26 protein-coding genes and 1 riboswitch are annotated in these 25,385 nt (G+C 67.3%); of the genes, 15 read left to right on the top strand and 11 right to left on the bottom strand.

Going from position 1 to position 25,385, the window contains the following annotated elements:
- Nucleotides 1–5: 5 nt before the first annotated feature.
- Together G6N34_RS20225 and ramB are read right to left on the bottom strand one after the other, a co-directional pair.
- Nucleotides 6–554 carry a carboxymuconolactone decarboxylase family protein gene (locus G6N34_RS20225; protein WP_085155992.1) on the bottom strand — a complete coding sequence of 183 codons (549 nt, stop codon included), beginning with the start codon at nucleotides 552–554 and terminating at the stop codon, nucleotides 6–8.
- A 22-nt stretch (nucleotides 555–576) separates the two neighbouring features.
- Complete coding sequence (gene ramB / locus G6N34_RS20220) at nucleotides 577–1,992, bottom strand: acetate metabolism transcriptional regulator RamB (RefSeq protein WP_085155995.1); 1,416 nt, start codon at nucleotides 1,990–1,992, stop codon at nucleotides 577–579.
- A gap of 125 nt (nucleotides 1,993–2,117) precedes the next feature.
- Here ramB and G6N34_RS20215 point away from each other — a divergent pair, with 125 nt between their 5' ends.
- From G6N34_RS20215 to G6N34_RS20200, 4 genes are all read left to right on the top strand, one after another.
- A complete protein-coding gene (locus G6N34_RS20215; RefSeq protein WP_085155998.1) occupies nucleotides 2,118–2,936 on the top strand; it encodes an acyl-[acyl-carrier-protein] thioesterase in 819 nt (272 codons plus the stop codon).
- Nucleotides 2,937–3,231: 295 nt separating this feature from the next.
- Entirely contained in the window at nucleotides 3,232–4,518 is a 1,287-nt protein-coding gene (aceA, locus tag G6N34_RS20210) for an isocitrate lyase (protein ID WP_085156002.1), read from the top strand.
- Nucleotides 4,519–4,596: 78 nt separating this feature from the next.
- Nucleotides 4,597–5,457, top strand: a complete 861-nt coding sequence (locus tag G6N34_RS20205) for a 3-hydroxybutyryl-CoA dehydrogenase (RefSeq protein ID WP_085156004.1) — start codon at nucleotides 4,597–4,599, stop codon at nucleotides 5,455–5,457.
- 168 nt (nucleotides 5,458–5,625) lie between these two features.
- Nucleotides 5,626–6,498: a cyclopropane mycolic acid synthase family methyltransferase gene (locus G6N34_RS20200; RefSeq protein ID WP_085156007.1), complete on the top strand. Its 873-nt coding sequence runs from the start codon at nucleotides 5,626–5,628 to the stop codon at nucleotides 6,496–6,498.
- 417 nt (nucleotides 6,499–6,915) lie between these two features.
- On the opposite strand, the gene G6N34_RS20195 is transcribed toward G6N34_RS20200, so the two are convergent.
- Together G6N34_RS20195 and G6N34_RS20190 are read right to left on the bottom strand one after the other, a co-directional pair.
- Complete coding sequence (locus tag G6N34_RS20195; RefSeq protein WP_085156009.1) at nucleotides 6,916–7,773, bottom strand: PPK2 family polyphosphate kinase; 858 nt, start codon at nucleotides 7,771–7,773, stop codon at nucleotides 6,916–6,918.
- Nucleotides 7,774–7,796: 23 nt separating this feature from the next.
- Complete coding sequence (locus G6N34_RS20190) at nucleotides 7,797–8,498, bottom strand: TetR/AcrR family transcriptional regulator (protein ID WP_085156012.1); 702 nt, start codon at nucleotides 8,496–8,498, stop codon at nucleotides 7,797–7,799.
- A gap of 112 nt (nucleotides 8,499–8,610) precedes the next feature.
- Between G6N34_RS20190 and G6N34_RS20185 the strand changes: the two genes are divergently transcribed.
- The 6 genes from G6N34_RS20185 to deoC all read left to right on the top strand — a co-directional run bounded on the left by G6N34_RS20185 (nucleotide 8,611) and on the right by deoC (nucleotide 12,646).
- Nucleotides 8,611–10,002, top strand: coding sequence for a DUF445 domain-containing protein (locus tag G6N34_RS20185; protein ID WP_085156016.1), 1,392 nt, complete (start codon nucleotides 8,611–8,613; stop codon nucleotides 10,000–10,002).
- Between the two features lie 94 nt (nucleotides 10,003–10,096).
- Nucleotides 10,097–10,513: a helix-turn-helix domain-containing protein gene (locus G6N34_RS20180; RefSeq protein WP_085156019.1), complete on the top strand. Its 417-nt coding sequence runs from the start codon at nucleotides 10,097–10,099 to the stop codon at nucleotides 10,511–10,513.
- Nucleotides 10,514–10,573: 60 nt separating this feature from the next.
- Nucleotides 10,574–11,209 (top strand): heparin-binding hemagglutinin, encoded by a 636-nt coding sequence (locus G6N34_RS20175; RefSeq protein WP_085156022.1) that lies wholly within the window; start codon nucleotides 10,574–10,576, stop codon nucleotides 11,207–11,209.
- A gap of 54 nt (nucleotides 11,210–11,263) precedes the next feature.
- The gene (locus G6N34_RS20170) at nucleotides 11,264–11,548 is read left to right on the top strand and encodes a DUF2516 family protein (protein WP_085156025.1); all 285 of its coding nucleotides are present in this window, start codon (nucleotides 11,264–11,266) and stop codon (nucleotides 11,546–11,548) included.
- A 5-nt stretch (nucleotides 11,549–11,553) separates the two neighbouring features.
- Nucleotides 11,554–11,952: a DUF2599 domain-containing protein gene (locus G6N34_RS20165; RefSeq protein ID WP_085156028.1), complete on the top strand. Its 399-nt coding sequence runs from the start codon at nucleotides 11,554–11,556 to the stop codon at nucleotides 11,950–11,952.
- Nucleotides 11,953–11,962: 10 nt separating this feature from the next.
- On the top strand, nucleotides 11,963–12,646 hold the full coding sequence (gene deoC / locus G6N34_RS20160; RefSeq protein ID WP_085156030.1) for a deoxyribose-phosphate aldolase: 684 nt from the start codon (nucleotides 11,963–11,965) through the stop codon (nucleotides 12,644–12,646).
- 90 nt (nucleotides 12,647–12,736) lie between these two features.
- Here the strand turns inward: deoC and G6N34_RS20155 are convergent, their stop codons facing one another.
- A complete protein-coding gene (locus tag G6N34_RS20155) occupies nucleotides 12,737–13,594 on the bottom strand; it encodes an LmeA family phospholipid-binding protein (protein ID WP_407663280.1) in 858 nt (285 codons plus the stop codon).
- Nucleotides 13,595–13,722: 128 nt separating this feature from the next.
- Nucleotides 13,723–14,538, bottom strand: coding sequence for a carbon-nitrogen hydrolase family protein (locus tag G6N34_RS20150; protein ID WP_085156036.1), 816 nt, complete (start codon nucleotides 14,536–14,538; stop codon nucleotides 13,723–13,725).
- A 390-nt stretch (nucleotides 14,539–14,928) separates the two neighbouring features.
- On the opposite strand from G6N34_RS20150, the gene G6N34_RS20145 reads away from it, so the two are divergent.
- On the top strand, nucleotides 14,929–16,299 hold the full coding sequence (locus G6N34_RS20145) for a hypothetical protein (protein ID WP_085156039.1): 1,371 nt from the start codon (nucleotides 14,929–14,931) through the stop codon (nucleotides 16,297–16,299).
- 72 nt (nucleotides 16,300–16,371) lie between these two features.
- On the opposite strand, the gene G6N34_RS20140 is transcribed toward G6N34_RS20145, so the two are convergent.
- Nucleotides 16,372–16,887, bottom strand: a complete 516-nt coding sequence (locus tag G6N34_RS20140) for a MarR family winged helix-turn-helix transcriptional regulator (protein WP_234813086.1) — start codon at nucleotides 16,885–16,887, stop codon at nucleotides 16,372–16,374.
- A 287-nt stretch (nucleotides 16,888–17,174) separates the two neighbouring features.
- Nucleotides 17,175–17,280: riboswitch (guanidine-I (ykkC/yxkD leader) on the top strand.
- A 30-nt stretch (nucleotides 17,281–17,310) separates the two neighbouring features.
- Here G6N34_RS20140 and G6N34_RS20135 point away from each other — a divergent pair.
- The gene (locus G6N34_RS20135) at nucleotides 17,311–18,846 is read left to right on the top strand and encodes a high affinity choline transporter 1 (protein ID WP_085156042.1); all 1,536 of its coding nucleotides are present in this window, start codon (nucleotides 17,311–17,313) and stop codon (nucleotides 18,844–18,846) included.
- Between the two features lie 77 nt (nucleotides 18,847–18,923).
- Here the strand turns inward: G6N34_RS20135 and G6N34_RS20130 are convergent, their stop codons facing one another.
- Genes G6N34_RS20130 through G6N34_RS20120 form a run of 3 tightly spaced genes read right to left on the bottom strand, consistent with a single transcriptional unit; the run spans nucleotide 18,924 to nucleotide 20,756 of the window.
- The gene (locus tag G6N34_RS20130; protein WP_085156045.1) at nucleotides 18,924–19,697 is read right to left on the bottom strand and encodes a class I SAM-dependent methyltransferase; all 774 of its coding nucleotides are present in this window, start codon (nucleotides 19,695–19,697) and stop codon (nucleotides 18,924–18,926) included.
- A 30-nt stretch (nucleotides 19,698–19,727) separates the two neighbouring features.
- Complete coding sequence (locus tag G6N34_RS20125) at nucleotides 19,728–20,240, bottom strand: DUF2505 domain-containing protein (protein WP_179965782.1); 513 nt, start codon at nucleotides 20,238–20,240, stop codon at nucleotides 19,728–19,730.
- 12 nt (nucleotides 20,241–20,252) lie between these two features.
- A complete protein-coding gene (locus tag G6N34_RS20120; RefSeq protein ID WP_085156051.1) occupies nucleotides 20,253–20,756 on the bottom strand; it encodes a DUF2505 domain-containing protein in 504 nt (167 codons plus the stop codon).
- On the opposite strand from G6N34_RS20120, the gene G6N34_RS20115 reads away from it, so the two are divergent.
- Both G6N34_RS20115 and G6N34_RS20110 read left to right on the top strand, forming a co-directional pair.
- Nucleotides 20,744–21,847, top strand: a complete 1,104-nt coding sequence (locus G6N34_RS20115; RefSeq protein WP_109788667.1) for a UDP-N-acetylmuramate dehydrogenase — start codon at nucleotides 20,744–20,746, stop codon at nucleotides 21,845–21,847. The genes G6N34_RS20120 and G6N34_RS20115 overlap by 13 nt on opposite strands.
- A gap of 48 nt (nucleotides 21,848–21,895) precedes the next feature.
- On the top strand, nucleotides 21,896–23,209 hold the full coding sequence (locus tag G6N34_RS20110) for a L,D-transpeptidase (protein WP_085156056.1): 1,314 nt from the start codon (nucleotides 21,896–21,898) through the stop codon (nucleotides 23,207–23,209).
- Here the strand turns inward: G6N34_RS20110 and G6N34_RS20105 are convergent.
- A complete protein-coding gene (locus tag G6N34_RS20105) occupies nucleotides 23,190–23,936 on the bottom strand; it encodes an SDR family oxidoreductase (RefSeq protein ID WP_085156058.1) in 747 nt (248 codons plus the stop codon). The genes G6N34_RS20110 and G6N34_RS20105 overlap by 20 nt on opposite strands.
- A 197-nt stretch (nucleotides 23,937–24,133) precedes the next feature.
- Here G6N34_RS20105 and G6N34_RS20100 point away from each other — a divergent pair, with 197 nt between their 5' ends.
- Nucleotides 24,134–25,369, top strand: a complete 1,236-nt coding sequence (locus G6N34_RS20100) for an ROK family transcriptional regulator (protein WP_179965781.1) — start codon at nucleotides 24,134–24,136, stop codon at nucleotides 25,367–25,369.
- Nucleotides 25,370–25,385 lie beyond the last annotated feature (16 nt).

Below are 25,385 nucleotides of genomic sequence, written 5' to 3'. Positions count from 1 at the left end.
GCGCGTCAGTCCGGAAAGTCCATCGGCAGTTTCAAGGTGTTCATGGTGGCCGCCAGGCCGTCGTATTGTGCTGCCAGCAGGCAGAATTCGATCAACTGACGGCGGTTCAACTGAGCTGAGAGCGCAGCCCACGTCGGTGCCGAGACCTCACGCTGAAGGATGAACTCGTCGGTCGCGCGGACCAGGATCCGGTCCTTGTCGGACAAACCCTCGGCGTCGGGACCCTCGAAGATCTTCTGCTGCAGGTCCGCGTCCACGCCGCGGGAGCGGGCCAGGCGCCGATGCTGCTGCAGTTCGTACTCGCACTCGCGCAGGTGCCCGACGCGAAGGATCACCACTTCGGCGTCGCGCCGCGACAGCCGTCCCCAGTACAGCAGGACTCCCGAATAGGGCAGCCAACTCCAGAACAGCAGGCTGTGCCGCGACATGGCGTTGAACAGATGGAACTGCGGCGCACGGATTCCCCGCGCACCGAGCGCGCAGATCGCCCAGTTGATCGGTCCGACGTCACGCAGCGTGCGGGTCACCGGGACCCGGGTGGGTTCAAGTGTCATCGCGCTCCACGGTACGGGGGCGTCAGCCCCGCTTGACCAGATACGGCGAGACCGTGGACCGGTGCTCGTCGAGGTCGAGGGCGCGACCCAGCGCGGGGAACGCGCGTTGCGGGCAGTTGTCGCGTTCGCAGACCCGGCAACCGGCGCCGATCGGGGTGGCGTTCCGGTCGGAGAGGTCGAGTCCCTGCGAGTAGACGAGTCGCCCGGCATGCCGCAGTTCGCAGCCCAGGCCGATCGCGAAGGTCTTGCCGGGCTGGCCGTACCGCGCGGCCCGCCGTTCGACGGTGCGTGCCACCCACATGTAACTGCGGCCGTCGGGCATCTGGGCGATCTGCACCAGGATCTTGCCCGGGTTGGCGAACGTCTCGTAGACGTTCCACAGGGGGCAGGTGCCGCCGGTGGAGGAGAAGTGGAAACCGGTGGCGGACTGGCGTTTCGACATGTTGCCTGCGCGATCCACCCGAACGAAGGAGAACGGCACCCCTCGCATGGACGGCCGCTGCAGCGTCGAAAGCCGGTGACAGATGGTCTCGTAGCTCGTCGAGTAGAACGCCGACAGCCGTTCCACGTCGTAGCGGAAGTTCTCGGCCACCTCATGGAACTGCCGGTAGGGCAGCACCGCGGCCGCCGCGAAGTAGTTGGCCAGCCCGAGTCGAGCCAGGGTGCGGGACTCGTCGCTGGTGAACTTGCCCTCCTCCACGAGGTTGTCGATGAGGGTGCCGAACTCCAGGTAGGCCAGTTCGGAGGCCAGCTTGAACACCTGCTGGCCCGTGGACAGCTGCGCGCTCATCTCCAGCGTCTTGGTCTCCGGGTCGTACCGGTGCAGCACGGTGTCGCCGAGGTCGATGCGCTTGACGATCCGCACGCCGTGCAACTGCGACAGTCGCCGCGCGATGTCCCCGGCCATGTCGCCGCGGTGCAGTCGCATCCGTCCGGTGAGATCCTCGGCCGCGGTGTCGAGTTCATGCAGGTAGTTCTGCCGCTGATAGAAGAAGTCGCGGACTTCCTCGTGGGGCATCGTGATGGCCCCACTGCCGCTGCCGTCGTTGAAGCGGTCCTCGGTGGCCACCGCCAGTTGTGCGGCGGTGAGGCGGTAGCGGCGGTGCAGGTTGACCATGGCCTTGGCCAGATCGGGGTGAGCATTGACCACGTCGGCGATTTCGGGCAGGTCCAAGTCGATCCCGAGGTCGCGGTCCAACGTGACTTCGCGCAACTCGGCGACCAGACGGGTGTCATCCTGCGAGGCGAAGAAGGTGGCGTCGACGCCGAACACCTCGGTGATGCGCAGCAGCACAGCGACGGTCAGCGGTCGAACGTCGTGCTCGATCTGGTTGAGGTAGCTGGGCGAGATCTCCAGCATCTGGGCCAGCGCGGCCTGGCTGAAGCCGCGCTCGCTGCGGAGTTGGCGGACCCGCGAGCCCACATACGTCTTGGACACTGAGGTCAGGGTACGCGCTGTTAACCGGCGCTTCGCATGGTTGGCAAGGCCGCGTCATTGGCGCGCAACGGCCGGTTTGGCATGATCGCGCCAGGGGCGGAGGATGCGGGATTGAAGGGAATGTGATGGCTGACAGCAGTGCGACGAATTCGGGACTGAGCAAGACGCTGATGCCCGTACCGGACCCGCATCCGGATGTGTTCGACGTCGAGTGGCCGTTGCGGATGGCCGACGTAGACCGCGACGCCAGGTTGCGGTTCGACGGCGCCGCCCGGCACATCCAGGACGTCGGCCAGGACCAACTGCGCCAACTCGGTTATGAGGATGTGCACCCGGCGTGGATCGTTCGGCGAACCATGATCGACCTGGTGAAGCCCATCGAGGGCCCGGAGATCCTGAGGTTGCGGCGCTGGTGCTCGGGCACGTCGAACCGGTGGTGCGAGATGCGGGTGCGCATCGACGGGCGCAAGGGCGGGCTCATCGAGTCCGAGGCGTTCTGGATCCACTTCAGCCGGGAGACCCAGGGGCCGTCGCGCATCTCCGAGGACTTCCTGGCCGGCCTGCGGCGCACGACCGAGGTGGATCGGTTGCGCTGGAAGGCCTACCTCAAGGCGGGCTCGCGCGAGGACGCCGAGCAGGTGCGCAGGTTCCCCGTGCGGGTCACCGACATCGATCTCTACGACCACATGAACAACTCCGTCTACTGGAGTGTGGTGGAGGACTACCTCGAGACCGCGCCGGAACTGTTGAAGGAGCCATTGCGGGTGACCATCGAGCACGACTCCGCGGTGGCGCTCACCGACGATCTGGAGATCCTGCTGCACACCTATCCGGCAGCGTCGACCGACAAGTTCGGCGCCGAACTCGCAGACCGGACTGTTAGAACGCTCACATATGCGGTCGGGGGCGACGTCAAGGCCGTCGCGGCGCTCTTCCCGCTTTAACAGTACGTTTGTCCTGTGTTTTGGCGGGGTGACCTGCGCCGATGAAGTTACCGGCGAGTAGCGACTGAACCGGTTCAGGTGTGGTGTTCTTCGCAAGATTTGCAAATACTGCGGGCATCGTTGCCAAAGTTGGCAATGGAAACGGGTGGACCTGCACATATGGACAGTGGCATCGTGGCTACAGCACACCAGTGAAGCCGCTGGGGCGTTAACAAACCGGCGATCCCGGCAACGCCCCAGCGACTTGGAATGACGCAGAGTCGCAACGTTTCAACGCTTCTTGAGGAGGCAGCCCATGTCCACCGTTGGCACCCCGAAGTCCCCCGAACAGATCCAGCACGACTGGGACAACAACCCGCGCTGGAAGGGCATCACCCGCACCTACACGCCAGCCGACGTCGTCGCGCTGCAGGGCTCCGTCGTCGAGGAGGCCACCCTGGCCCGCCGCGGCGCCGAGGTGCTCTGGAACCAGCTGCACGACATGGACTTCGTCAACGCGCTCGGCGCGCTGACCGGCAACATGGCCGTCCAGCAGGTGCGCGCGGGCCTCAAGGCCATCTACCTGTCGGGCTGGCAGGTCGCCGGTGACGCCAACCTGAGCGGCCACACCTACCCCGACCAGAGCCTCTACCCGGCCAACTCGGTGCCGCAGGTCGTGCGCCGGATCAACAACGCGCTGCTGCGCGCCGACGAGATCGCCAAGGTTGAGGGCGACCGCTCGGTGGAGAACTGGCTGGCCCCCATCGTCGCCGACGGTGAAGCCGGCTTCGGTGGCGCGCTGAACGTCTACGAGCTGCAGAAGGCCATGATCGCCGCGGGCGTCGCCGGCTCGCACTGGGAGGACCAGCTGGCCTCGGAGAAGAAGTGCGGCCACCTCGGTGGCAAGGTGCTGATCCCGACCCAGCAGCACATCCGCACGTTGACGTCTGCCCGCCTGGCCGCCGACGTGGCTGACGTTCCTACCGTCGTCATCGCCCGCACCGACGCCGAGGCCGCCACGCTGATCACCTCCGACGTGGACGAGCGCGACCGCCCGTTCATCACCGGTGACCGCACCTCCGAGGGCTTCTACCGGATCAAGAACGGCCTCGAGCCCTGCATCGCCCGTGCCAAGGCCTACGCGCCCTACTCGGACCTGATCTGGATGGAGACCGGCACCCCGGATCTCGAGCTGGCCAAGAAGTTCGCCGAGGGCGTCAAGAGCGAGTTCCCGGACCAGATGCTGGCCTACAACTGCTCGCCGTCGTTCAACTGGAAGCAGCACCTGGACGACGCGACCATCGCGAAGTTCCAGAAGGAGCTGGGCGCGATGGGCTTCAAGTTCCAGTTCATCACGCTGGCCGGCTTCCACGCCCTGAACTACTCGATGTTCGACCTGGCCTACGGCTACGCCCGTGAGCAGATGAAGGCGTACGTCGAGCTGCAGGAGCGCGAGTTCGCGGCCGAGGAGCGCGGCTACACCGCCACCAAGCACCAGCGCGAGGTGGGCGCCGGCTACTTCGACCGCATCGCCACCACCGTGGACCCCAACTCGTCGACCACCGCACTCGCGGGCTCGACCGAAGAGGGCCAGTTCCACTGATCGACTGTTGACAGTGCAGGCCCCGCTCAGGTTTCTTGAGCGGGGCCTGTCGCATATTCGTGAGATGAGGGTGAAGCAGTGAGCAATTCGATTGAACGCGTGGGAGTCGTCGGCGCGGGCCAGATGGGTGCCGGCATCGCCGAGGTGACGGCACGGGCCGGGGTGGACGTGCGCGTCTTCGAGACCAGCGAAGCCCTGGTGACCGCCGGTCGCAACCGGATCGTCAAGTCCCTCGAGCGGGGCGTCAGCTCCGGCAAGATCACCGAGAAGGAGCGCGACCGCGCGCTCCAGAGCCTGAGCTTCACCACGGACCTGAAGGACCTCGCCGACCGGCAGCTGGTGATCGAGGCCGTCATCGAGGACGAGACGGTCAAGGCCAAGATCTTTGCCGAACTCGACGCGGTGATCACCGATCCCGATGCAGTGCTGGCATCGAACACCTCCAGCATTCCGATCATGAAGATTGCGGCCGCGACGAAAAACCCGCAGCGTGTCCTGGGTCTGCACTTCTTCAACCCCGTTCCGGTACTGCCGCTCGTTGAACTGGTGAAGACTCTCGTCACTGATGAAGGCGCGCTCGAGCGCACCGAGAAGTTCGCTGGCGAGGTGCTGGGCAAGCAGGTCGTGCGGTGCTCGGACCGGTCCGGCTTCGTGGTCAACGCGCTGTTGGTGCCCTACCTGCTGTCCGCGGTCCGGATGGCCGAGGCGGGTGTCGCCACCGTCGAGGACATCGACAAAGCGGTGGTCGCTGGACTGTCGCATCCGATGGGGCCGCTGCGGCTGTCGGATCTGATCGGCCTCGACACCCTCAAGCTGATCGCCGACAAGATGTTCGACGAGTTCAAGGAGCCGCTCTACGGCCCCCCGCCGCTGTTGCAGCGCATGGTCGAGGCGGGTTTGCTGGGCAAGAAATCGGGTCAGGGATTCTATAAGTACTGACGTCGCGGAAAGCCGACGCACTTTGGCGCGAAGCCTCCGCGTTGGTTAGCCTAACGAGCGATGGACTTTCGGGTCCGGGTCGGGGAGCGGGTGTCGCAGACGCCCGCCTGTTGTCGGAGCTGATTGCTCAGACCCGCGCATTTTCTAGAACAAGGAGTGTCACGGAGCATGTCATCGGTCGAACCGGACCTTGCGCCCTACTACGAGGAATCGCAGTCGATCTACGACGTCTCGGACGAGTTCTTCGCGCTGTTCCTCGATCCCACCATGGGATACACCTGCGCCTACTTTGAGCGCGACGATATGACCCTCGAGGAGGCGCAGATCGCCAAGTTCGATCTGGCGCTGGGCAAACTGAACCTCGAACCGGGCATGACGCTGCTCGACGTCGGCTGTGGCTGGGGCGGCGCCCTGCGTCGCGCTGTCGAGAAGTATGACGTCAACGTCATCGGCATCACGCTGAGCAAGAACCAGAGCGAGTACAGCCGCAAGCTGCTGGGCGGCCTCGACACCAAGCGCAGCGTCGAGATTCGGATGCAGGGCTGGGAAGAGTTCACCGACAAGGTGGACCGCATCGTGTCGATCGGTGCATTCGAGGCCTTCAAGGCCGAGCGCTACCCGCTGTTCTTCGAGCGCGCCTACGACATTCTGCCCGACGACGGCCGGATGCTGCTGCATACGATCCTGGCGCACACCCAGGCGTTCTTCCGCGAGAACAACATCAAGCTCACGATCAGCGACCTGAAGTTCATGAAGTTCATCGGCGAGGTGATCTTCCCCGGTGGACAGCTTCCGGCGGTCGAGGACATCGAGAAGCTCGCCGAGGGCTCGGGCTTCACCCTGGAGCGCACCCACCTGCTGCAGCCGCACTACGCGCGCACGCTGGACATGTGGGCCGAGAACCTCGAGAACGCCCGTGACAAGGCCATCGAGATCCAGTCCGAAGAGGTCTACGACCGCTACATGCACTACCTGACGGGGTGCGCGGACTTCTTCCGTCGCGGCATCACCAACGTGGGTCAGTTCACGCTGGTCAAGTAGTTTCAGCTCTTTCTTTCGCCGGGTGTCAGCCATTGACACCCGGCGAAAGTGTTTCTGGGGGAGGTCGCGCACTGGGGTGAGCGCTGGTCGTCGCGCCAGCCTGTGTCGCGCTCGCGTCGCCCAACCCGGCCTCGAAACCGCACGCCCCCTGTCGCACCGAGCCTGTAGTCATCGAGGACTTTGTCGAGAGGGGGCCTCGATGACTACAGGCTCGCGGCGGAGCAGGGTTTCGGCCGCGGCGTCTGGGGAGGCTTCGGCCGCGAGGGCCCGGGGCCCGGCTTCGCCGGGGGGTTCGTCGCCCCGCTTGGTCTGATTGCGTGGCTTCTCACGCCCGGCTTCGCCGGGGGGTTCGTCGCCCCGATTGGTCTGATTGCGTGGCTTCTCACGCCCGGCTTCGCCGGGGGGATCGTCGCCCCGCTACGAAGCGGCCAGTCGCTTCTTCTCCGCCTCAACATCGAAATCCGCTGGCGGCCAAGACAAGTCAAGCGACTTCAGCGTCTCGATCAGCAGTTCGGTGACGGCCAGCCGGCTGTACCACTTCCGGTCACACGGCACCACATGCCACGGCGCCCACTCGGTCGACGTCTTGTCCAGCACGGCCTGATAGGCCTCCTGGTAGGCGGGCCACAGCGCCCGCTCGTCCACGTCGCCGGGGTTGTACTTCCAGTACTTGTCGGGCCGTTCCAGCCGTTCGGCGAGACGCTGCTTCTGCTCCTCGAGCGAGACGAACATCGCGACCTTGACGATCGTGGTCCCGGCCTCGGTGAGCTCGCGTTCGAACGCGTTGATCTCGTCGTAGCGGGCACCCCACACGTCGGGCGGGACGAGGTTTCGCACGCGCACCACCAGGACGTCCTCGTAGTGCGATCGATCGAACACTCCGACCAGGCCGGGGCCCGGCAGCGCGTTGCGGATCCGCCACAGGTAGTGGTGTGCGCGCTCCTCGGCGGTCGGGACGCCGAAGCTGGTGTATCGGATGCCCATCGGGCTGCCCGCCCCCACCACGTGCTCGACGATGCCGCCCTTGCCCGCGGTGTCCATGCCCTGCAGCACGAGCAGCACCGAGCGGGTGTCACCGGCGCGGCCGTTGGCGTACAGCATCTCCTGCAGTTGCGCGAAGCGCTCGTTGCGCTCGGCCTGCAGCGCCGGTGCGTCGGCCTTACTGCCGTCGAAGCCCGGAGTCGCGTGGGTGTCGATGTCGGACACCCGGTCGCCCGGCTTGAACGCCAGGACGCGGTGTGGCTCGTGGGTCCACAGTGACGGCAGATCGGCCATACGATGGCAGCCTAGAGGACCAATCACTCCTGGGGAGACGGCAGCACCGGCGAGGGATGCGGCACGCTGTTGAACAATTCGAGGGACCCGCCGGCCTCGACGATGCCGCACAGTGCGTTCCAGGCCAGCATGGTCAGGTAGTCGATCAACTCATCCGAGGACATCCGCCGGTGCGACATCCAGGAGTGCGTAGCCAACTGGACTCCACCGACGATCATGTACGCCCACGGTTCGACGCCCTTGGTGTCCATTCCGGCCTTCTGCATGCGGCGCCGGAACATCACGGCCAGCATTCCGGCGATGATCCGTTCGCTGTCGGCGATGACCTTGCTTTTGCTGGCGGAGCTGTTCGCGAAGACAAATGGGTAGATTTCGGGCTCCGCGGCAACGGTCTCGACGTACACCCGGATGATCTCGCGAACGAGGTCGTACCCGTCCAGATCGGTGGAGAGCGCGGCGGCCATGTTGGGGATCAGAGTGGTCTGGGCGAACCGCATCATGACGGCTGTGGTCAGGTCGTTCTTGTCCACGAAGTAGCGGTACAAAACCGTCTTCGAAACGCCGATTTCAGCCGCTATCTCGTCCATGCTGACGTCACGGCCACGGGTCCTGATCGCCTCAAGGGTGCCGTCGACCAACTCGTTGCGTCTATCGACCTTGTGCTGATGCCAGCGCCGTTTGCGGCCGTCGATTCGGACGGCGCCCGGTTCGGTTCTTTGAGCCACTTTCGTGCGGATCCGTTCGGTAGGTGCCCTCCATAATACGGGCCGACCCGGCGCACGACGGGTTCGCAGTCACATTAACTGGTTGGGCTTATCCCGGTGCCCCCGCTCGACCATGGCGGATGATGGTGAGGTGGTTGAACGATCGGAGTTGCCGGGGTCAAGAAGCGGCGGGTCCGCCCTGCCGTCGCTGTTGGCGGGAGCCACCGCGATGTCGGAGCGGGGCTCGCTGGCGGAGTCGTTCGCGGGGGCAGATCCAGTCGCTGACGAGGAGCGCCGCCGCGGCCTGCGCCGAATGAAACTCGTCGCGCTGGGCTTCCTGCTGGCCGCCACGGTGATCTTCCTGGTCTGCACGTGGGCGCAGAAGGGCGGCGGGGCGCCGGGCTGGGTCGGTTACGTGCGGGCCGCGGCAGAGGCGGGCATGGTCGGCGCGCTCGCGGACTGGTTTGCGGTCACGGCGCTGTTCAAGCATCCGCTCGGCGTCCCGATCCCGCACACCGCGATCATCCGGCGCAAGAAGGACCAGCTGGGTGAGGGGCTGGGGAGCTTCGTGCGGGAGAACTTCCTGTCGCCCGAGGTGATCGAGACCAAGCTGCGCGATGCCGACGTGCCCAGTCGGCTCGGTAAGTGGCTCGCCGAACCCGAGCACGCCGCGCGGGTGGCCAGCGAGGCCTCGACGGTGCTGCGGGTGCTGGTCGAACTGCTCAACGACGACGACATCCAGCAGATCATCGACCGGATGCTCGTGCGCCGCATCGCCGAACCGCAGTGGGGCCCACCGGTGGGCCGAGTGCTGGCCCAACTGCTCGCCGAGAACCGCCAGGAGGCGTTGATCCAGCTGCTGTGCGACCGCGCCTTCCAGTGGTCGCTGAACGCCGGCGAGACCATCGAGCGCGTGGTGACCCGGGATTCCCCGAGTTGGTCCCCGAAGTTCGTCGACCAACTCGTCGGCGACCGCATCCACCGCGAGCTGATGGACTTCACCGACAAGGTCCGGCGCAACCCCAACCACGAGTTGCGCCAGTCGGCCACCCGGTTCCTGTTCGAGTTCGCCGACGACCTGCAGAACGACGCGGCGACGATAGCCAAGGCCGAGAACGTCAAGGAGCAGTTGTTGGCCCGCGACGAGGTCGCCCGGGCCGCCGAGACCGCGTGGAAGACGCTCAAGCGGCTGGTGCTCGACGGTGTCGACGACCCGTCGAGCACGCTGCGCAGCCGCATCGCCGACTCCGTGGTGCGGATCGGGGAGTCGCTGCGCGACGACGTCGAACTGCGGGACAAGGTCGAGGACTGGCTGGTGCGCGGCGCGCAGCATCTGGTGGGCCAGTACGGCGTCGAGATCACCTCGATCATCACCGAAACCATCGAGCGCTGGGACGCCGACGACGCCAGTCGGAGGATCGAACTGCACGTCGGTCGCGACCTGCAGTTCATCCGAATCAATGGCACTGTGGTCGGCGCGCTGGCCGGCCTGGTCATCTACTCTGTGGCGCAAATCATATTCTGACCTGCGCTAGCAGGTGCTTGCAATTGTTAGCACTCGGTGTACTGTGGGCAAGTGTCAGGTTCTGACATTCGAAACAAGTGCGAGGAGGTGCGCCATGTCGCAGGACGACAAGCTTGCCGCCGTGGTGACCAACGCCGCCTCCGACATCGGCAGCTTCATTCGGGCCCAGCGCGAAGCAGCGCAGGTTTCGGTTCGGCAGCTCGCCGAGAAAGCCGGTGTCAGCAATCCGTACCTGAGCCAGATTGAACGCGGATTGCGCAAGCCCTCTGCCGAGGTGCTCAACCAGATCGCCAAAGCGCTGCGGGTCTCCGCAGAGGTGCTCTACGTCCAGGCCGGGATCCTCGAGCCCGGCCAGGGCAACGCAGTGCGGGACGCCATCGTCGTCGACATCGCGATCACCGAACGTCAAAAGCAGGTGCTGCTCGACATCTACAACTCGTTCCTGCAACAGAACGAAGCGGCGGCGGCCCCGGCCGAACTCGTCGCAGGTGAGGAGTCGACCACTGACTGATCGATGTCCCACCACCGCGAAATGACTGCAAGACCTGAGTTTCAATCGAAAGGAAACACCATGGCCGAGAACCCGACCATCGAAGATCTGAAGGCTCCGCTGCTGGCTGCCGTCGGCGCCGCCGACCTGGCCCTGGCCACCGTGAACGAGATCGTGGCCGCCCTGCGCGAGCGTGCCGAAGAGGCCCGCACCGACGCCGGCTCCGCCGTCGGGGAGCGTCGTGCCGCGCTGAACGCGCGTGTCGACGAGACCCGCGACCGCATCACCAAGCTGCAGGAAGACCTGCCCAAGGAGTTCGGTGAGCTGCGCGAGAAGCTCACCGCCGACGAACTGCGCAAGGTCGCCGAGGGCTACGCCGAGCAGGCGCAGAGCACCTACACCAAGCTGGTCGAGCGCGGCGAGGCCGCGATCGAGCGCCTGCGCACCCAGCCGGCCATCGAGGACGTCGCCGAGCGTGCCGAAGGCTACGTGGACCAGGCCGTCGAGCTGACCCAGGACGCTCTGGGCACGGTCGCGACCCAGACCCGGGCCGTCGGTGAGCGCGCCGCCAAGCTCGTGGGCGTCGAACTCCCGAAGAAGACCGAGGAGGCCGCCGAGCCGGTGAAGAAGGCCGCCGCCAAGGCTCCCGCCAAGAAGGCCCCGGCCAAGAAGGCTCCCGCCAAGAAGGCCCCGGCCAAGAAGGTCACCCAGAAGTAGCTCGTCGAGCCACCTGGAATCGACTGACCGATGACGCCCGCTTAGGCTGGTGAGGTGATCCTCGCCAACCTAACGGGCGTCATCGCGTTCGTCATTGTGATTGCCGCCGCGGGCGTCGGGCTGTACGCATTCGTCCACGCTGCCATGCAACGGGCCGACGCCTACACCGCCGTCGACAAGCTCACCAAGCCTGTGTGGCTGGCGATTCTCGGCGTCGCCCTCCTGCTGCTGTTCCTCCTCGGTGGCATCTTCGGTGCCGCCATCTGCGCATGTGCCGCCGGTGTGTACCTGGCGGACGTGCGGCCCAAACTGCTTGAAGTCCAGGGAAAGTCCCGCTGACGACGATGCGACGCTTGCTTGCAGCGGTCGCCGTCGCGGCGACGGCCCTCCTGAGCGCAGCCCCCGCGCACGCCGGCGACACCTCGCTCGTCGACCACACCGAATGGGTCAAATGGGGTGACCTGTCCAGTCTGCGGGTCTATCCCACGCAGGCCGCGCGGGCCGAGGCCGCGCAGTTGGGCACGATGTCGATCGGCCAGACGGCCTGGGAACAGGTGCTCGCCCAGGCCCCCGACGCCGACCTGCCCGGTATGCGCGAACAGTTCCTGTGCCACTGGCAGCTCGCGGAGTTCGCGCAGCCCGGTAAGACCAGCTGGAACCTCGAGCCGTGGCGGCCCGAAGTGGACGCCGCGACCATGATCGAGACTGGCTGCAATCCCGGCGGCACCGAAGAACCCTTCTGAAAGTCACCCCATGACTGAGTGGACCCGTAGCCGCGTCGCCGGCCTGGTCGATCACACCCTGCTCAAACCCGAGGCCACCGCCGACGACGTCCGGGCTCTGGCCGCCGAAGCCGCCGAACTGGGTGTCTTCGCGGTGTGCGTGTCGCCGCCGATGGTGCCGACGGTCGCGCTGGCGCTGTCCGGCGCCTCCGTCGCCGTCGCCACGGTCGCGGGGTTCCCCTCCGGTAAGCACGCGCCCGAGATCAAGGCCCATGAAGCGGCCCTGGCCGTCGAGGCCGGTGCCGTCGAGGTCGATATGGTCATCGACATCGGCGCGGCGATCGCGCGGGAGTTCGACGACGTGGCCGCCGACATCGCGGCGGTGCGCGCGGCGACACCGGATGCGGTGCTCAAGGTGATCGTCGAATCGGCGGCACTGCTGAGCCTGGCCGGGCCCGAGGCGTTGTCCACGGTGTGCCGGGTCGCGGTCGATGCAGGCGCCGACTTCGTCAAGACCTCGACGGGCTTTCACCCGTCCGGAGGCGCCTCCGTGGCGGCGATCGAGATCATGGCCGAGGCGGTGCGGTCCGCGGGCCTGGGCGTCAAAGCCAGCGGCGGCATCCGCACGGCCGCCGATGCGATCGCGCTGCTCAACGCGGGGGCAACCCGGTTGGGTCTTTCGGGCACCCGTGCGGTGCTCGACGGGCTGTCCTGAGACTCCTGCGAGCGCCGAGACTGCATACAGGGCTGCGGACCAGCCCGGGTCACAACCCTGAGTGCAGTTTCGCCGCCCTGATGACGAGCCCTACAGGGCCGAGAAGCAGGGATCCTCGGTGCCCGGCGGAATGGTCGAGTTCTGCGACGACAGCTGAGCCACGATGCCGCTGTCGGTGACCTCCACGCTGTCGGCGTGGATCTCCATCGGGTAGTTCTTGGTCAGTTCGCCCGTGAACATGTCCAGCGCGGGCTGCACGGTCTCGCGCGGCAGCGAGAAGCCCAGGCCGCTGACGTTCATGACCTCCATCGAGAACCCGCCGTTGACGACCTCCGGCCTGACCGTGACGCTGCCCAGGCCGGCATCCAGGGTGAGGGTGCCCGCGCCGGGATCGGTCGTCACGTTGGAGATGAACCCGCCGAACAGTGGAATCGCGTTCTGCACCGACTGCTTGATGCCGTCGGAGGACCAGTCGATGCGGGCCACCATCGAGCCGACCGTGCCGCCACTGGCGTCCGGGTTGTCCGACAGCTTGATGTCGTTGATGTTGATGTCGAGCTTCATGCCCTTGGCATCGCGGACCTGATTGCCCTCGGTCTTGATCGAGAGGTTGGTGTAGTGCTTGTTCGCGTGCTGCCACAGGAACGGCGGCACGACCCCGAACGACGCCGTCGCCTTGTCCTGGACCACGCACGAGACGATCTTGGAGACGATCGAGTCCGCGCGATTGCGGGCATACAGTTCGCCGCCCAGCACGCCGGCGATGACCAGCGCCACGACGATCACCAGCACCAGCACGATCGACAGCGGGTCCTTGAACAGCCGGCCCAGCGCGCCGCCCTTCTTGGGCTGCTCTGGGGGCGGCACGGCGCCAGGCGCGGCAGGCGGCGGCGCGTCCTGACGCGGGATGTACGCGGTGGCGGGGTCGACGGCGTCCGGGCGCTCGATGCGCTCGGTCGGTCGGGCCTCGGCGCCGGGAACCCGCTCAATGCGCTCGGTGGCGCCGACGGGTTGTGCGGGGTTGGCCTGGGTGGGGCGGGACCACTTCGAGGGGTCCTCACCCTGTGGCGGATTCGTCACCTGCGCGATTCTGCCTTATCCCGCGCACTGAACGCCGACCGGTTGGTCAGCACACCCAGGGTTTCCCGGGCCTGACCTGCGGCATCGACGTCCACATCGCACACGATGAGCTCGGGATCGGGACCCGCCGACGCGAGCACCTGGCCGAACGGGCCGACGGCGACGCTGCCGCCGACACCGGTGGGTCCGGTGGCGGCGATCTCGTCACCGGGATAGGCCTGATCGACCGCGACGAGGAAGCTCCCGGTGTCCAGGGCGCGGGCCCGCGCCAGCAGCGTCCACTGGTCGAGCTTTCCTGGGCCGGCGCCCCACGAAGCGCTGACGGTGATCACCTGGGCGCCGCGGTCGGCCAACTCCAGGTACAACTGCGGGAACCGGATGTCGTAGCACGTCGTGATTCCCACGGTGACGTCGTCGACGGAGATCGTCACCGGATCGAACCCGGGGGCGACGGTTTGGGACTCGCGGAAGCCGAATGCGTCGTAGAGATGGATCTTGTCGTAGTGCGTGTCGACGCCGGGCCCGGCCGCGATCAGCGTGTTGGTGACCCGTCCGTCGGCGGCGGGGCAGTACATGCCGGCCACGACGGTCAGCCCGCATTCCTCGGCGATCCGGCGCACCCCGTCGGCCCACGGACCGTCGACGGGTTCGGCGATCGGCGCCAGGGGCACCCCGAACCGGCACATCGTCGACTCGGGGAACACCACCAGGCGGGCGCCGTCGTCGGCCGCGCGTCGACTGAAGTCCGTAACCGTGGCGAGATTGGCGGTCGGGTCCGTGCCGCTGGAGATCTGTGCGAGGGCGATGCGCATGAAGCCAAGGCTAGGCCCGCAGGTCAACAGGAGCGACCGACTGGCGCTGACACACGTTATATTTCGTTACCTTCTGGTAAGTGCTTATCGCGGCCTCCTGCAGGCTGCAGGGCTCATAGAGCCTCCCTGGGACTGATGTAACACGTGTCAATTCGCGGCGTAGCACTGGTTGCGCTTTGAAATTTCGGGCCACCGGCCTCGTATTTGCCGATCTCGGCGTTCGCCGGGGTTGATCCCGGTCTTGCAGTGATGCGGATCACGCCGCGTGTTTGCGGTCCAGGCGATCGGCTCCGCGAGTTCTTTACCCTTTTGTCAATTTCTCAGGGATCTCAGCTTTCTCTCAGCTAGCTTTCGCCACGTTCGTCACAGTTCGTTTCGAAAGGAAACATCTTGAACGTCTCAGCCCGCTCGTATCTCACCGCCGGCGTCGCCTTCGTGGGTGCCAGCGCGATCGCGCTCACCCCGTTGGTGACCCCGACCCTGCCCGAGGTCCAGATCCCGTCGCTGCACGCCGTCGCCTCGGACGTCGCGCTGATGACCAACCCGATTGACAGGTGGATCGAGGTCTTCGGGGCCACCGCGCTCAACGTCGAGGAACTCATCGCGTATGTGGCCAGCGCCCCGGCTCCGGTCGCCGGGCAGCTCCTCGCGAACGCGATCGGCAACGCGCAGCACATCTTCACTGGCTTGGGCGTGGCGGCCGAACAGATCGTCGGCGGGATCGCCTCGGTCCCGGCCGCGCTGCAGGCCGCGGTGGCCAGCCTGATGGCGGGCGACATCGAAACTGCCGTCAGCGATCTGCTGAACCCGGTGCTGGGCGTGGGCCTCGGTGCGCTGTTGGTCCTGCAGCCCTTCCTCGAAGTCGGTCAGAGCATGGTCGGCAACGCCGCGGCCTTCATCAACACGCTGATCGCCCCGGAGACGGTGCTGTTCCTGTCGCTGGCCCTCGGCGGCGCGCTGATCTCGCCGATCAACGCCCTGGCGCACACTGCGCAGGAGGTCTTCGACGGAATCAAGAACCTGGATCCGGTGGCCGTCGTCAACGCCGTGCTCAACGTTCCGGCTGATCTGTTCAACGCGGTGGTCAACGGGTACGGCAACATCAACTTCATGGGCATCGCGATCCCGGCGCCGGGCCTGCTGGACATGAGCAGGGGCCTCAACGGCGGCCTGGCCGCGAACCTGCAGAATCTTCGCGAGTATCTGGCGATCGCGCTCGGCTGGAACCCGGCCCCGGCCGAAGGGGAGAGGGTCGCGGCCATGACCACGGCGGAGGTCGCCGACGACTCGGTGGCCGCGGTGCCGGATCTGGGCAAGTCGGCGATCGCGCTGAACGTCTCCGTTACGGATTCCGAGGGCGCCGCCCCGGCGGCCGATCCCGCTGCCGGGTCCGTCGAGACGCCCGAGACTCCGGCAGCGCCCGTGGTGGACGCGGCCGACCTCGGTGCGGGCAGCGGTGCGGGCAGCGGCGGGGCGGCCCCGTCGGAGTCCTCGTCGGACAACGGCTCGGTTGGCGGCTCGGACAGCGGCTCGCTCGGCGACGGCGCGGCTGAGGCTCCGGCGAAGGACCTCAAGGCGGATCGCCAGGCCAAGCGGGAGGCCGCCAAGGCGGACCGCGACGCCGTCAAGGCGGACCGTCAGGCCAAGCGTGACGCGGCCAAGGCGGAGCGTCAGGCCCAGCGTGACGCGGCCAAGGCCGAGCGGCAGGCCAAGCGGGACAGCGCCGGCAGCCAGGCTGACACCGCAGACGCGGCGGCTTGATCACTGAAGTCGCCTGACCACTGACTCGGCCCCGCACTCAGCGCCCTCGACTGAGTGCGGGGCCGACTCGGTCTAGTGGGACTCGTCCCGCAGCGTTTCGCTGATGCGGCCGCAGCTGTGCCCCAGCGCTGTCATCTGCCGCCGGTCCAGTGGGTTGAGGTACAACGCCCGGACGGTGTGCGCGTACGTGCGCAGCGCCGGCGCCAGGCGTGCCATGCCGTGCTGAGTGATGCGGGCGATCACGCACCGACGGTCATCCGGGCAGGGTCGCCGGCTCACCAGCCCCTCGGATTCCAGGCGGCCGACGTGTGCGGTCACCCGACTGGGGATGAGCATCAGTTCGTGGGCGAGCTCGCTCATGCGGACCGCGCCCCTCCCGGATTTGGCCAGCAGGCTCAGGAGGCGCACGTCCAGCAGGGACAGTCTGTGCATCGCCCTAAGCCTGTGATCCAGCGTCCCGAGCAGGTGCGTTGAGGAGTTCAGAAAGTGCTGCCAGGCGTTCTGCTCATCGTCGTCGAGCCCGGGCAGCTGATCCCATCGACTCGTGGTTGCGGTGCCGTCCGAGTTCGGCGACGCCATGTCGTCCATCGACCACTGACTCCAATCTGCAACGTGTTATTAGCTGACCAGCTAATAACAATCACCAAGGTAAAAATGGGATTTTAGTGCATGTATTTGAGTCGGTCTGTCGATCGACAGTTTTATAAAATGGGATCTTATGTGAATGACAGTAGTTCGATGCGAGGGTCGGAAGACGGCCGCTGGCGCGCTGGCGACCGCTGTCCGCGGAGAGGATCCTGCAACACACCGTTAACGCCCGGAGGCGCGTACCGTAACGATTCCCGGTTTGGCTGAGCAGCGACTCACACCGACGTGTGAGGCGCGTCTAGGGTTCCGTCGCATCCGCGGGTCTGGTCCGAGAGACGCAGACGACCGGCATCGGCGCGGGTCGTTCCACGGCGGGGGAAAAGCCCGGGAGACTCCAGGTTCGTTCAGGAGGCTCTTGCCGAAATGATTCTGTTGGGCGTTGCTCTGAGCATCGCAGTCGTCGTCGCCGTAGGTTTCCTCGTCTCGAAGCGCATCGAGGGGGACAGCTCCAATTTCCTTGTCGGCGGCCGAATGCTGCCGTACTGGCTGGTCGGCGGTGCCCTCATGGGGGCCGCGGTCGACACCAACGCCACACTCGGAAACACCGATCTGGCTTTCGAATTCGGGTTCTGGGCCGGTGCCTGCCTGCCGCTGGGGCTGGCGTTGTGCCTGACCATCACCGGTCTGTTCTTCGCCAAACCGATGAACCGGATGGGGCTGACGTCGTTCCCCGACTACTACCGACTCCGGTTCGGCCGGGCGGTCGAGGTGGGGGCGTCAATCCTGCTGGCCGTCGCGTTCTGCATGCTGGTGGCGGGCAACCTGGTCGCGGGCGGATTCCTGTTCAACTACTTCCTGGGGATGCCCTACTGGCTCGGCGTGGTGCTGATCGCCGCAATTGCGGTGGCCTACACCGGAACCGGCGGTCTGATCGCCGACGCCTACACCGCGATCATCCAGATGGCACTGATCCTTGCCGGCGCGATCGGCCTGCTGGTGTGGATGACCACAAGCCACGGCCTCGACATCGCCGAGGGCACCGGACCGTTCGCGCTGGGCCAGATGTCGGATCCCGCGCAGGGCGCCGTGATCAACTGGGCCACCCTGATCGCCCTGGGCATCGGTGACATCGTGGCCATCGACTTCATGGCGAGGGTGTTCTCCGCCAAGAGTCCCGAGGCGGCCCGCAAGGCCTGCTTCACGGCCGCGGCCGGCACCGTCGCGATCTGCGTTCCGTTCGGACTCGTTGTGCTGGGCGCACATTCGATCCTGCCCGAGGAACTCGGCGGCCCCGTGCTGTTCGTGCTGCTGGACCAGTACGCCCCGATCGGCCTGACGATCCTGGTGCTGTGCGGCCTCGTCGGCGCCTCGATGAGCACCGCCAACGGCGCCATCCTGGCGATCTCCAATGTGTGCGTACGCAACCTCGGCGGAGTTCGCCGCGTTCACGTTGCGGGACAACGTGATCCGCTTCTTCGGGCCACCCGCATCGCGATGGTGCCGATGACGCTGTTCGCGATCACGTTCGCGATCTACGTCAAGCAGACCGGCATCCTGCTGACCCTGGCGTTCGACCTGATGCTGGCCTGCCTGGTGGTGCCGTTCATCCTCGGTCTGGTGTGGCGACGCGGCACGACGCGTGCCGCGGTCACCGCGATCGTCGCGGGTCTGGTGGTCCGCCTGACCCTGTTCGTGCTGACGCCCACGATGTACGGCGTCGAGAACACCATCCTGTACATCCCCAACGATCTGGTGAGCCCGTCGTTTGACGGTTGGCCGACGTTCATCGCGTTCGCCGTGGCCATCGTCACCTATGTCTCGGTGGCGCTGATGACCCCGCCGGCGGCGCTGCGCGGACTCGACATCCAGACGGCGCAGGACCTCGACGACGTGCTCGATCGCGCCCCAGCGGACACGGTGCCCGCGGTCGCGGACAGGCGCGAGCCGGAACCGGTGTAAACCCGCTTCGACATCGACATCAGGGCTGTGGATCGCGTTCTCGCACAGCCCTGATGTCGATCTCGGCGTTGCGTGCGTCAGCTCGGCGCGACTAAGCCCCACGGCACCGTCAGCACCGCGTCACGACCCATCCGGCGCTGCGTCTCGGCGGGCAGGCCGTCGTCGCGAAGCGCGGTCAGCATCGCGCGCCACCGGGCGCGGGGCCCGAACACCCCGTGTCCGGCGGCAGCGGCCCAGGCCCGGTCGGCGTCGGTCAGCAGGCGATGGATCGGTTGGCCCGGAACATTGTGGTGGATCAGGATTTTCGGCAGTCGCTCCGCCAGGTCGGACGGCCGCTCGATGTGGGCGGGATCGCAGGCCAGCGTCAGGCTGATCGGGCCCGACTGATCAAGCAGCACCCAGCACGCCCGGCGGCCCAACTCATCGCACGTCCCGTCGAGAATCAGTCCGCCGGGGGACAATTGGGCCTGCATCGTCGACCAGGCAGCGGCCACCTCGCGCTCGGGGTACTGCCGCAGCACGTTGAACGCGCGCACCAGGACCGGCCGCAGGCCGGCCAATTCGAAGCCACCGACCGCGAATCGCACCCTGTCGTCGTCCGCCGCGGCGCGTGCGACGCGCACCCGGTCGGGGTCGATCTCGAGCCCGACGACCCGGACCCCGGGGTACACCGCGCGCAGGCGCGACGCCAACTCCAGCGTCGTCACCGGCAGGGCTCCGAAACCCAGGTCGACGACGAGCGGATCAGGGGCAGTGCTCAGCGCCGCGGCGACCCGCGGGGACTGCACCAGCCAGCGGTCGCCGCGGCGCAGGCGATTGTGGCCCGTGGTCCCGCGGGTCGGCTGCCCGATCGGTCGAGAAGAGATGGTCGGCCTCCTGCGTCAGTGCTGCGCGACCCAGTCCGCCATGAACTGCCGTTCGGCGTCGAACAGCATCGTGATGTTGGACAGGATGAGCTGCTCGAGTGTGCCGCCGATCAACGGGATGGTCACCTTGCAGACGCTGGCCAGCCGCATCTGCGTGCCTGACTCGCCCTCGGTGAGCAGATACTGGCCGCCGAAGTGGCCCGGCCCGCGAGGCACGGTGGCCCGGTAGCTGCCCGTGACCCGGCGCTGCGCATCGTCGAACGGGTCGAAGTGCTGTTCGCGGGTGATCACCATGTCGGCCGGCATCACCGACCGGGCGATCGGCGGCAGTTCGGACCGCGGCAGCAGTTGCCGGAACACGATGTCGGTGCCCGAACCGTTGCTGGAGAAGTGCGTGACCTCGGACTGCGGGGTGAGCCACCCATAGGCCGCCATCAGGCTGTCCCAGTACTTCCTACTGGTGAAATCGGCGTACACCTGTTCGACGGGAACGTCGAAGGTGACCGTGTAGTCCATCCGTCGACTCATGGTTGCTGGAGTCTAGTCGCGCGCGATCCAGGAACTGGTGAAGCGCTGCTCACTGACCAGAAGATCCACCAGTTGAGTGCCGATGAACCCCTCGACCTTTCCACCCACCAGCGGGATCTTGACCTCGACCGCAACCCGGAAATCGGCCTTCGAACCCGTCGCGGTGCCCCACAGTCGGCCGGATCCGGTGACCGCCACGGGCGCGCCGGGGACGGCCGCGGTGATCGTGGCCTTCGAGGTCCCGTCGGTCACCGGAGACCAGACCTCCTGACGCGTGATCCGCAGGTCCCCCCGGTGCAGTTGAGTCACCAGGCCGGGCAGTCGATCGGCGCGCAGCACCTGCGTGGTGGCGACCCGGACGCCACCGTCGGCGCCGACGGTCAGGGAATCCAGGACGGCGTCGTCCGCCCCGGAGTCGGCGAGCCTGGCCAACCAGTACTTCTTGTCGCACAACGCCGAGTGGACCTCCGCGACGCTGCCCTGGTACTCGGCCGCCAAGTCGAATGAACGGGCCATGGCTGCAGACGCTACCGTTACGGCCCGTGGCGAGTTCACGGTTCGCGGGTGCAGCGGTGGCTGATCGAGTGCCACTCGCGCCGCTGACGACGCTGCGTGTCGGCCCCGTCGCGCGCAGCGTGATCACGTGCACCAGCACCGAACAGGTCGTTGCGGCGCTAACCGAACTGCGCGACGAGAGTCCACTGGTCCTCGCGGGCGGATCCAACGTCGTCCTGTCCGACGACCTCGACGATCTGGTGGTCGTGCGCATCGCCAACGCAGAAGTGACGGTCGATGGCGAGACCGTGCGCGCCGAGGCGGGCGCGGTCTGGGACGACGTCGTGGTGGCCGCGTTGGAGGCGGGCCTGGGCGGCCTGGAATGCCTGTCGGGCATCCCGGGATCCGCGGGAGCCACACCAGTGCAGAACGTCGGCGCGTACGGCGTCGAGGTCGCCCAGGTGATCCGCCGCGTCAAGCTGCTGGACCGGCGCAGCGGTGACGTGACGTGGGTCACCGGCGACGACCTGGGATTCGGATACCGCACCAGCGTGCTCAAGCACGGCGAGTCCGCGGGCACGCGCTGTGTGCTCGAGGTCGAGTTCGCGCTCGACCCCAGCGGACGCAGCGCCCCGCTGCGTTACGGCGAGTTGGCCACGGCGCTCGGCGCTGCTGCCGGCGACCGCGTCAAGGCGTCTGCCGTCCGCGAGGCCGTGCTGGCGCTGCGCCGCGGCAAGGGCATGGTGCTCGACGCCGCCGACCACGACACCTGGAGCGTGGGTTCCTTCTTCACCAATCCGGTGGTCAGCCGCGAGACGTTCGCGGCCATCGAGGCCGAAGTGCCCGGGCGGCGAGTGCCGCACTACCCGGCCGGGGACGACGTCAAACTGGCCGCGGGGTGGCTGGTCGAGGCGGCCGGCTTCGGCAGGGGTTTCCCCGGCGCGGATGCGCCCGCGCGGCTGTCCACCAAACACGCCCTGGCGTTGACCAACCGCGGCACCGCGAACAGCGCCGACATCCTGGCGCTCGCACGGCGGATCCGCACCGGTGTGCGCGACGCCTTCGGCATCACGCTCGAACCCGAACCGGTGATCGTCGGCGCTGTGATCTGAGCCGCTGGATTCCCGGGCCCCGCGAGTGGGTCCGTACCCTGGGTTCACGTGAGACCCCACCGCGACCCGGCCTCAGGCCCGCCGCTCTCCCGGCGCACGGCATTGGCCGCGTTGGCGCTGGGTGCGGTGGCTCCCGGCGTGCTGGCCGCCTGTGCGGGCCGATCGGGCGGACCTGAGGCCGAAAGCGGGCCGCCGGCGTCGGCGGACCTGTCGTTCACGCCCGCCAAGGACGCCATCGACGTCCTGCCCACCGATCGCGTGGGCGTCAAGGTCACTGGCGGTCACCTTCAGAAGATCAGCCTGACCAACCCGGACGGCCGGGCGGTCGCAGGCCGCCTCGACCGCGACCGCACGATGTTCGAGGTCACCGAGCCGTTGGGCTACGGCGTGGAGTACACGTGGACCGGGTCCGCGGTCGGTCTGGACGGCAACGCCGTGCCGATCGAGGGCAGCTTCACGACGCTGCAACCCGATCAGACCGTCAACGGGCAGTTCCAGTTGTCCGACGGCCAGACCGTGGGCGTGGCCGCGCCGATCATCCTGCAGTTCGACGCCTCCATCGCGGAGGGGGACAGGGCAGCCGTCGAGCGCGCGCTCACCGTGACGACCGAACCTCCCGTCGAGGGCGGCTGGGCGTGGCTTCCCGACGAGGCCGGGGGTTCCCGCGTGCACTGGCGGACCCGGGACTACTACCCGGCGGGCACCACGGTGCGCGTGGACGCCAAGCTCTACGGCGTGCCGTTCGGCGACAGGGCTTATGGCGCAGCCGATTCCACCCTCGACATCACCATCGGACGACGGCAGGTGGTCAAGGCCGAGGCGTCCAGCCATCGAATCCAGGTGATCACCGACGAGGGCGTGATCATGGACTTCCCGTGCAGTTACGGCGAGGGCGACCTGGACCGCAATGTCACCCGCAGCGGCATCCATGTGGTCACGGAGAAGTACGAGGACTTCTACATGACCAACCCGGCGGCCGGCTACGCCAACATCCGCGAACGGTTCGCGGTGCGCATCTCCAACAACGGCGAGTTCATCCACGCGAACCCGGCCAGTTCGGGCGCCCAGGGCAACAGCAACGTCACCAACGGGTGCATCAACCTGTCGCTCGAGGACGCCGAGCAGTACTTCAACTCCGCGCTCTACGGTGACCCGGTCGAGGTGACGGGGACGCGGATCGATCTGTCCTACGCCGACGGGGACATCTGGGACTGGGCGGTCGACTGGTCCGAGTGGACGGCGATGTCGGCGCTGACCGACGAGAAGAGCCCGGCCTCGCTGCCGAGCACCGCGCCCGCCACCCCCAGTGGTGCGCCGACGCTGTCCGGCACGCCGACCAGCACTACTGAGCCCGGCGGTTGAACCGTCCGTTCGGCGCCTGATCCCGGGGCCTGATCACGATCTGGTCGAGGTTGACGTGCGACGGCCGACTCGCGACGAACCCGATCACCTCGGCGACGTCCTCGGCCACCAACGGCGTGATCCCGGAGTACACCGAGTCCGCACGCTGCTCGTCACCGTCGAATCGGACCAGTGAGAACTCGGTCTCGACCGCGCCCGGGGCGATCTCGGTCAGCCGCACCGGCTTTCCCAGAAGTTCGCCGCGCAGGGTGCGGTGCAGTGCGCCCTGACCGTGCTTGGCCGCGGTGTAACCCGCACCGCCGTCATAGGTCTCGAACGCCGCGATCGAGGTGATCGTGACGATCAGGCCGTCACCGGAGGCCACCAACTTGTCCAGCAGTGCGCGCGTGACACGCAGCGTGCCCAGCACATTGGTCTCCCACATCCACCGCCAATGGTCGAGGTCGGCGTCGGCGACGGGTTCGAGCCCCTTGGCCCCGCCGGCGTTGTTGACCAGCACGTCGACGCGGTCCAGACGCTGCGCCAGGGCGGCGACGGATGCGTCGTCTGTGACGTCCGTCACCACGGCCTCCCCGCCGATTTCGGCGGCGAGTCGTTCGATCCGGTCCGCGCGGCGTGCCGCGAGCACGACGTGAAAGCCAAGGGCGGCAAGGGTTTTCGCGGCAGCTTCGCCGATCCCCGAGCTGGCGCCGGTGACCACTGCTGTTCTTTTCGGTGCGTGCGTCATCGGAACAACTCTAATAACTGTGCTAAGTTCGCCTCGTGTCCAAGCGGTACATGGGAATGACGAGTGCTCCGCACGCTGTTGCGTGTGGCGTGCTGTCGTGTTGTTGTCCCGGTTTCTGCCGCGCCTGACGAGTCCAACTCTGAGTCGGTTGACGCGGCCCTAAGTGCCCCAACCGAATCGGACCCAAGGACAACACTGTGCGCACCAACACCATCACCGCCGTCTCCCACATTCACCCGCTGCGTTCGCGCCATCAGATCGTCTCCCCGGCGCTGAAGGTCGCTGACGGCGCCGCCGCCTCGGTCTTCGCCGCTGTCCGGCAGCGCGGCCCAGTGGCCCGCGACACCATCGCCAGCACCACCAAACTTTCGATCGCGACCGTCAACCGCCAGGTCACAGCGCTGCTCGACGCCGGTCTGCTGCGTGAGCGCGCCGACCTCGCGGTCTCCGGCGCCATCGGCAGGCCCCGGGTTCCCGTCGAGATCAACCATGAGCCGTTCCTGACCGTCGGCGTGCACATCGGCGCCAGGACCACCAGCATCGTCGCGACCGACCTGTTCGGGCGCACCCTCGACACCGTCGAGACGCCCACCCCGCGCGGCACCCAGACTGCGGCGCTGGCCACCCTGGCCGGCAGCGTGCAGCGCTACCTGAGCCGCTGGCACCGGCGCCAGACCCTGTGGGTCGGTGTCGCCATCGGTGGCACGGTCGACAGCGCGCTGGGCATCGTCGACCACCCCCGACTGGGCTGGACTCAGGCGCCCGTCGGCCCCGTGCTGGCCGACGCGCTCGGTCTGCCGGTGTCCGTCGCGGCTCACGTCGACGCGATGGCCGGTGCCGAACTTCTGCTCAGCGGACGCCGTCAGTCCGCCACCAGCCTGTACGTGTACGCCCGTGAGACGGTCGGCTACGCCCTGGTGATCGACGGCCGCGTGCACAGCCCGTCGAGCGGCCCGGGCACCATCGCGAACCTGCCCGCCAATTCCGAACTGCTCGGTGGCACAGGCTCTTTGGAGTCCACGGTCAGTGACGAGGCCATCGTCTCGGCGGCCCGCAGGCACGGTGTCCTGACGTCCGAGGCGTCCACGGTCGCCGCGGTGGTCACTGCCGCGCGCCGTGGCAACGAGATCGCACAGCAGCTTCTGGCGGAACGCGCCCGGGTGCTGGGCGAGGCGGTCGCGCTGCTGCGTGATCTGCTCAACCCCGACGAACTCGTCGTCGGCGGCCAGGCGTTCACCGAATATCCCGAGGCGCTGTCGCTGGTGGAGTCGGCGTTCGCCGCGAAATCGGTGCTGCCCGCACGCGAGATCCGGGTGACCGGCTTCGGCAACCGCGTGCAGGAAGCCGGCGCGGGTGTCGTCTCGCTCGGTCCGCTGTACGCCGATCCGCTGGGTGCGCTGCGCCGCGCGAGCCGCCCGCGGGCCACCGCCTGAACCAGTCCCGTACAGG

This window comes from Mycolicibacterium confluentis (assembly GCF_010729895.1).
GTDB classification, from domain to species: domain Bacteria; phylum Actinomycetota; class Actinomycetes; order Mycobacteriales; family Mycobacteriaceae; genus Mycobacterium; species Mycobacterium confluentis.
Note: the sequence above shows the minus strand (reverse complement) of the source record. Positions and strands in the feature narration are given on the sequence as shown.

Excerpts from the sequence above, each read along its gene's own strand:
- G6N34_RS20135 (WP_085156042.1), top strand. The coding sequence starts at position 17,311 with ATGATTCTGTTGGGCGTTGCTCTGAGCATCGCAGTCGTCGTCGCCGTA.
- G6N34_RS20165 (WP_085156028.1), top strand. The coding sequence starts at position 11,554 with ATGCGACGCTTGCTTGCAGCGGTCGCCGTCGCGGCGACGGCCCTCCTG.
- deoC (WP_085156030.1), top strand. The coding sequence starts at position 11,963 with ATGACTGAGTGGACCCGTAGCCGCGTCGCCGGCCTGGTCGATCACACC.
- G6N34_RS20215 (WP_085155998.1), top strand. The coding sequence starts at position 2,118 with ATGGCTGACAGCAGTGCGACGAATTCGGGACTGAGCAAGACGCTGATG.
- G6N34_RS20200 (WP_085156007.1), top strand. The coding sequence starts at position 5,626 with ATGTCATCGGTCGAACCGGACCTTGCGCCCTACTACGAGGAATCGCAG.
- G6N34_RS20150 (WP_085156036.1), bottom strand. The coding sequence starts at position 14,538 with ATGCGCATCGCCCTCGCACAGATCTCCAGCGGCACGGACCCGACCGCC.
- G6N34_RS20175 (WP_085156022.1), top strand. The coding sequence starts at position 10,574 with ATGGCCGAGAACCCGACCATCGAAGATCTGAAGGCTCCGCTGCTGGCT.
- G6N34_RS20115 (WP_109788667.1), top strand. The coding sequence starts at position 20,744 with ATGAACGGGCCATGGCTGCAGACGCTACCGTTACGGCCCGTGGCGAGT.
- G6N34_RS20140 (WP_234813086.1), bottom strand. The coding sequence starts at position 16,887 with ATGGACGACATGGCGTCGCCGAACTCGGACGGCACCGCAACCACGAGT.
- G6N34_RS20185 (WP_085156016.1), top strand. The coding sequence starts at position 8,611 with ATGGCGGATGATGGTGAGGTGGTTGAACGATCGGAGTTGCCGGGGTCA.
- G6N34_RS20225 (WP_085155992.1), bottom strand. The coding sequence starts at position 554 with ATGACACTTGAACCCACCCGGGTCCCGGTGACCCGCACGCTGCGTGAC.
- aceA (WP_085156002.1), top strand. The coding sequence starts at position 3,232 with ATGTCCACCGTTGGCACCCCGAAGTCCCCCGAACAGATCCAGCACGAC.
- G6N34_RS20195 (WP_085156009.1), bottom strand. The coding sequence starts at position 7,773 with ATGGCCGATCTGCCGTCACTGTGGACCCACGAGCCACACCGCGTCCTG.
- G6N34_RS20105 (WP_085156058.1), bottom strand. The coding sequence starts at position 23,936 with ATGACGCACGCACCGAAAAGAACAGCAGTGGTCACCGGCGCCAGCTCG.
- G6N34_RS20180 (WP_085156019.1), top strand. The coding sequence starts at position 10,097 with ATGTCGCAGGACGACAAGCTTGCCGCCGTGGTGACCAACGCCGCCTCC.
- G6N34_RS20125 (WP_179965782.1), bottom strand. The coding sequence starts at position 20,240 with ATGAGTCGACGGATGGACTACACGGTCACCTTCGACGTTCCCGTCGAA.
- G6N34_RS20120 (WP_085156051.1), bottom strand. The coding sequence starts at position 20,756 with ATGGCCCGTTCATTCGACTTGGCGGCCGAGTACCAGGGCAGCGTCGCG.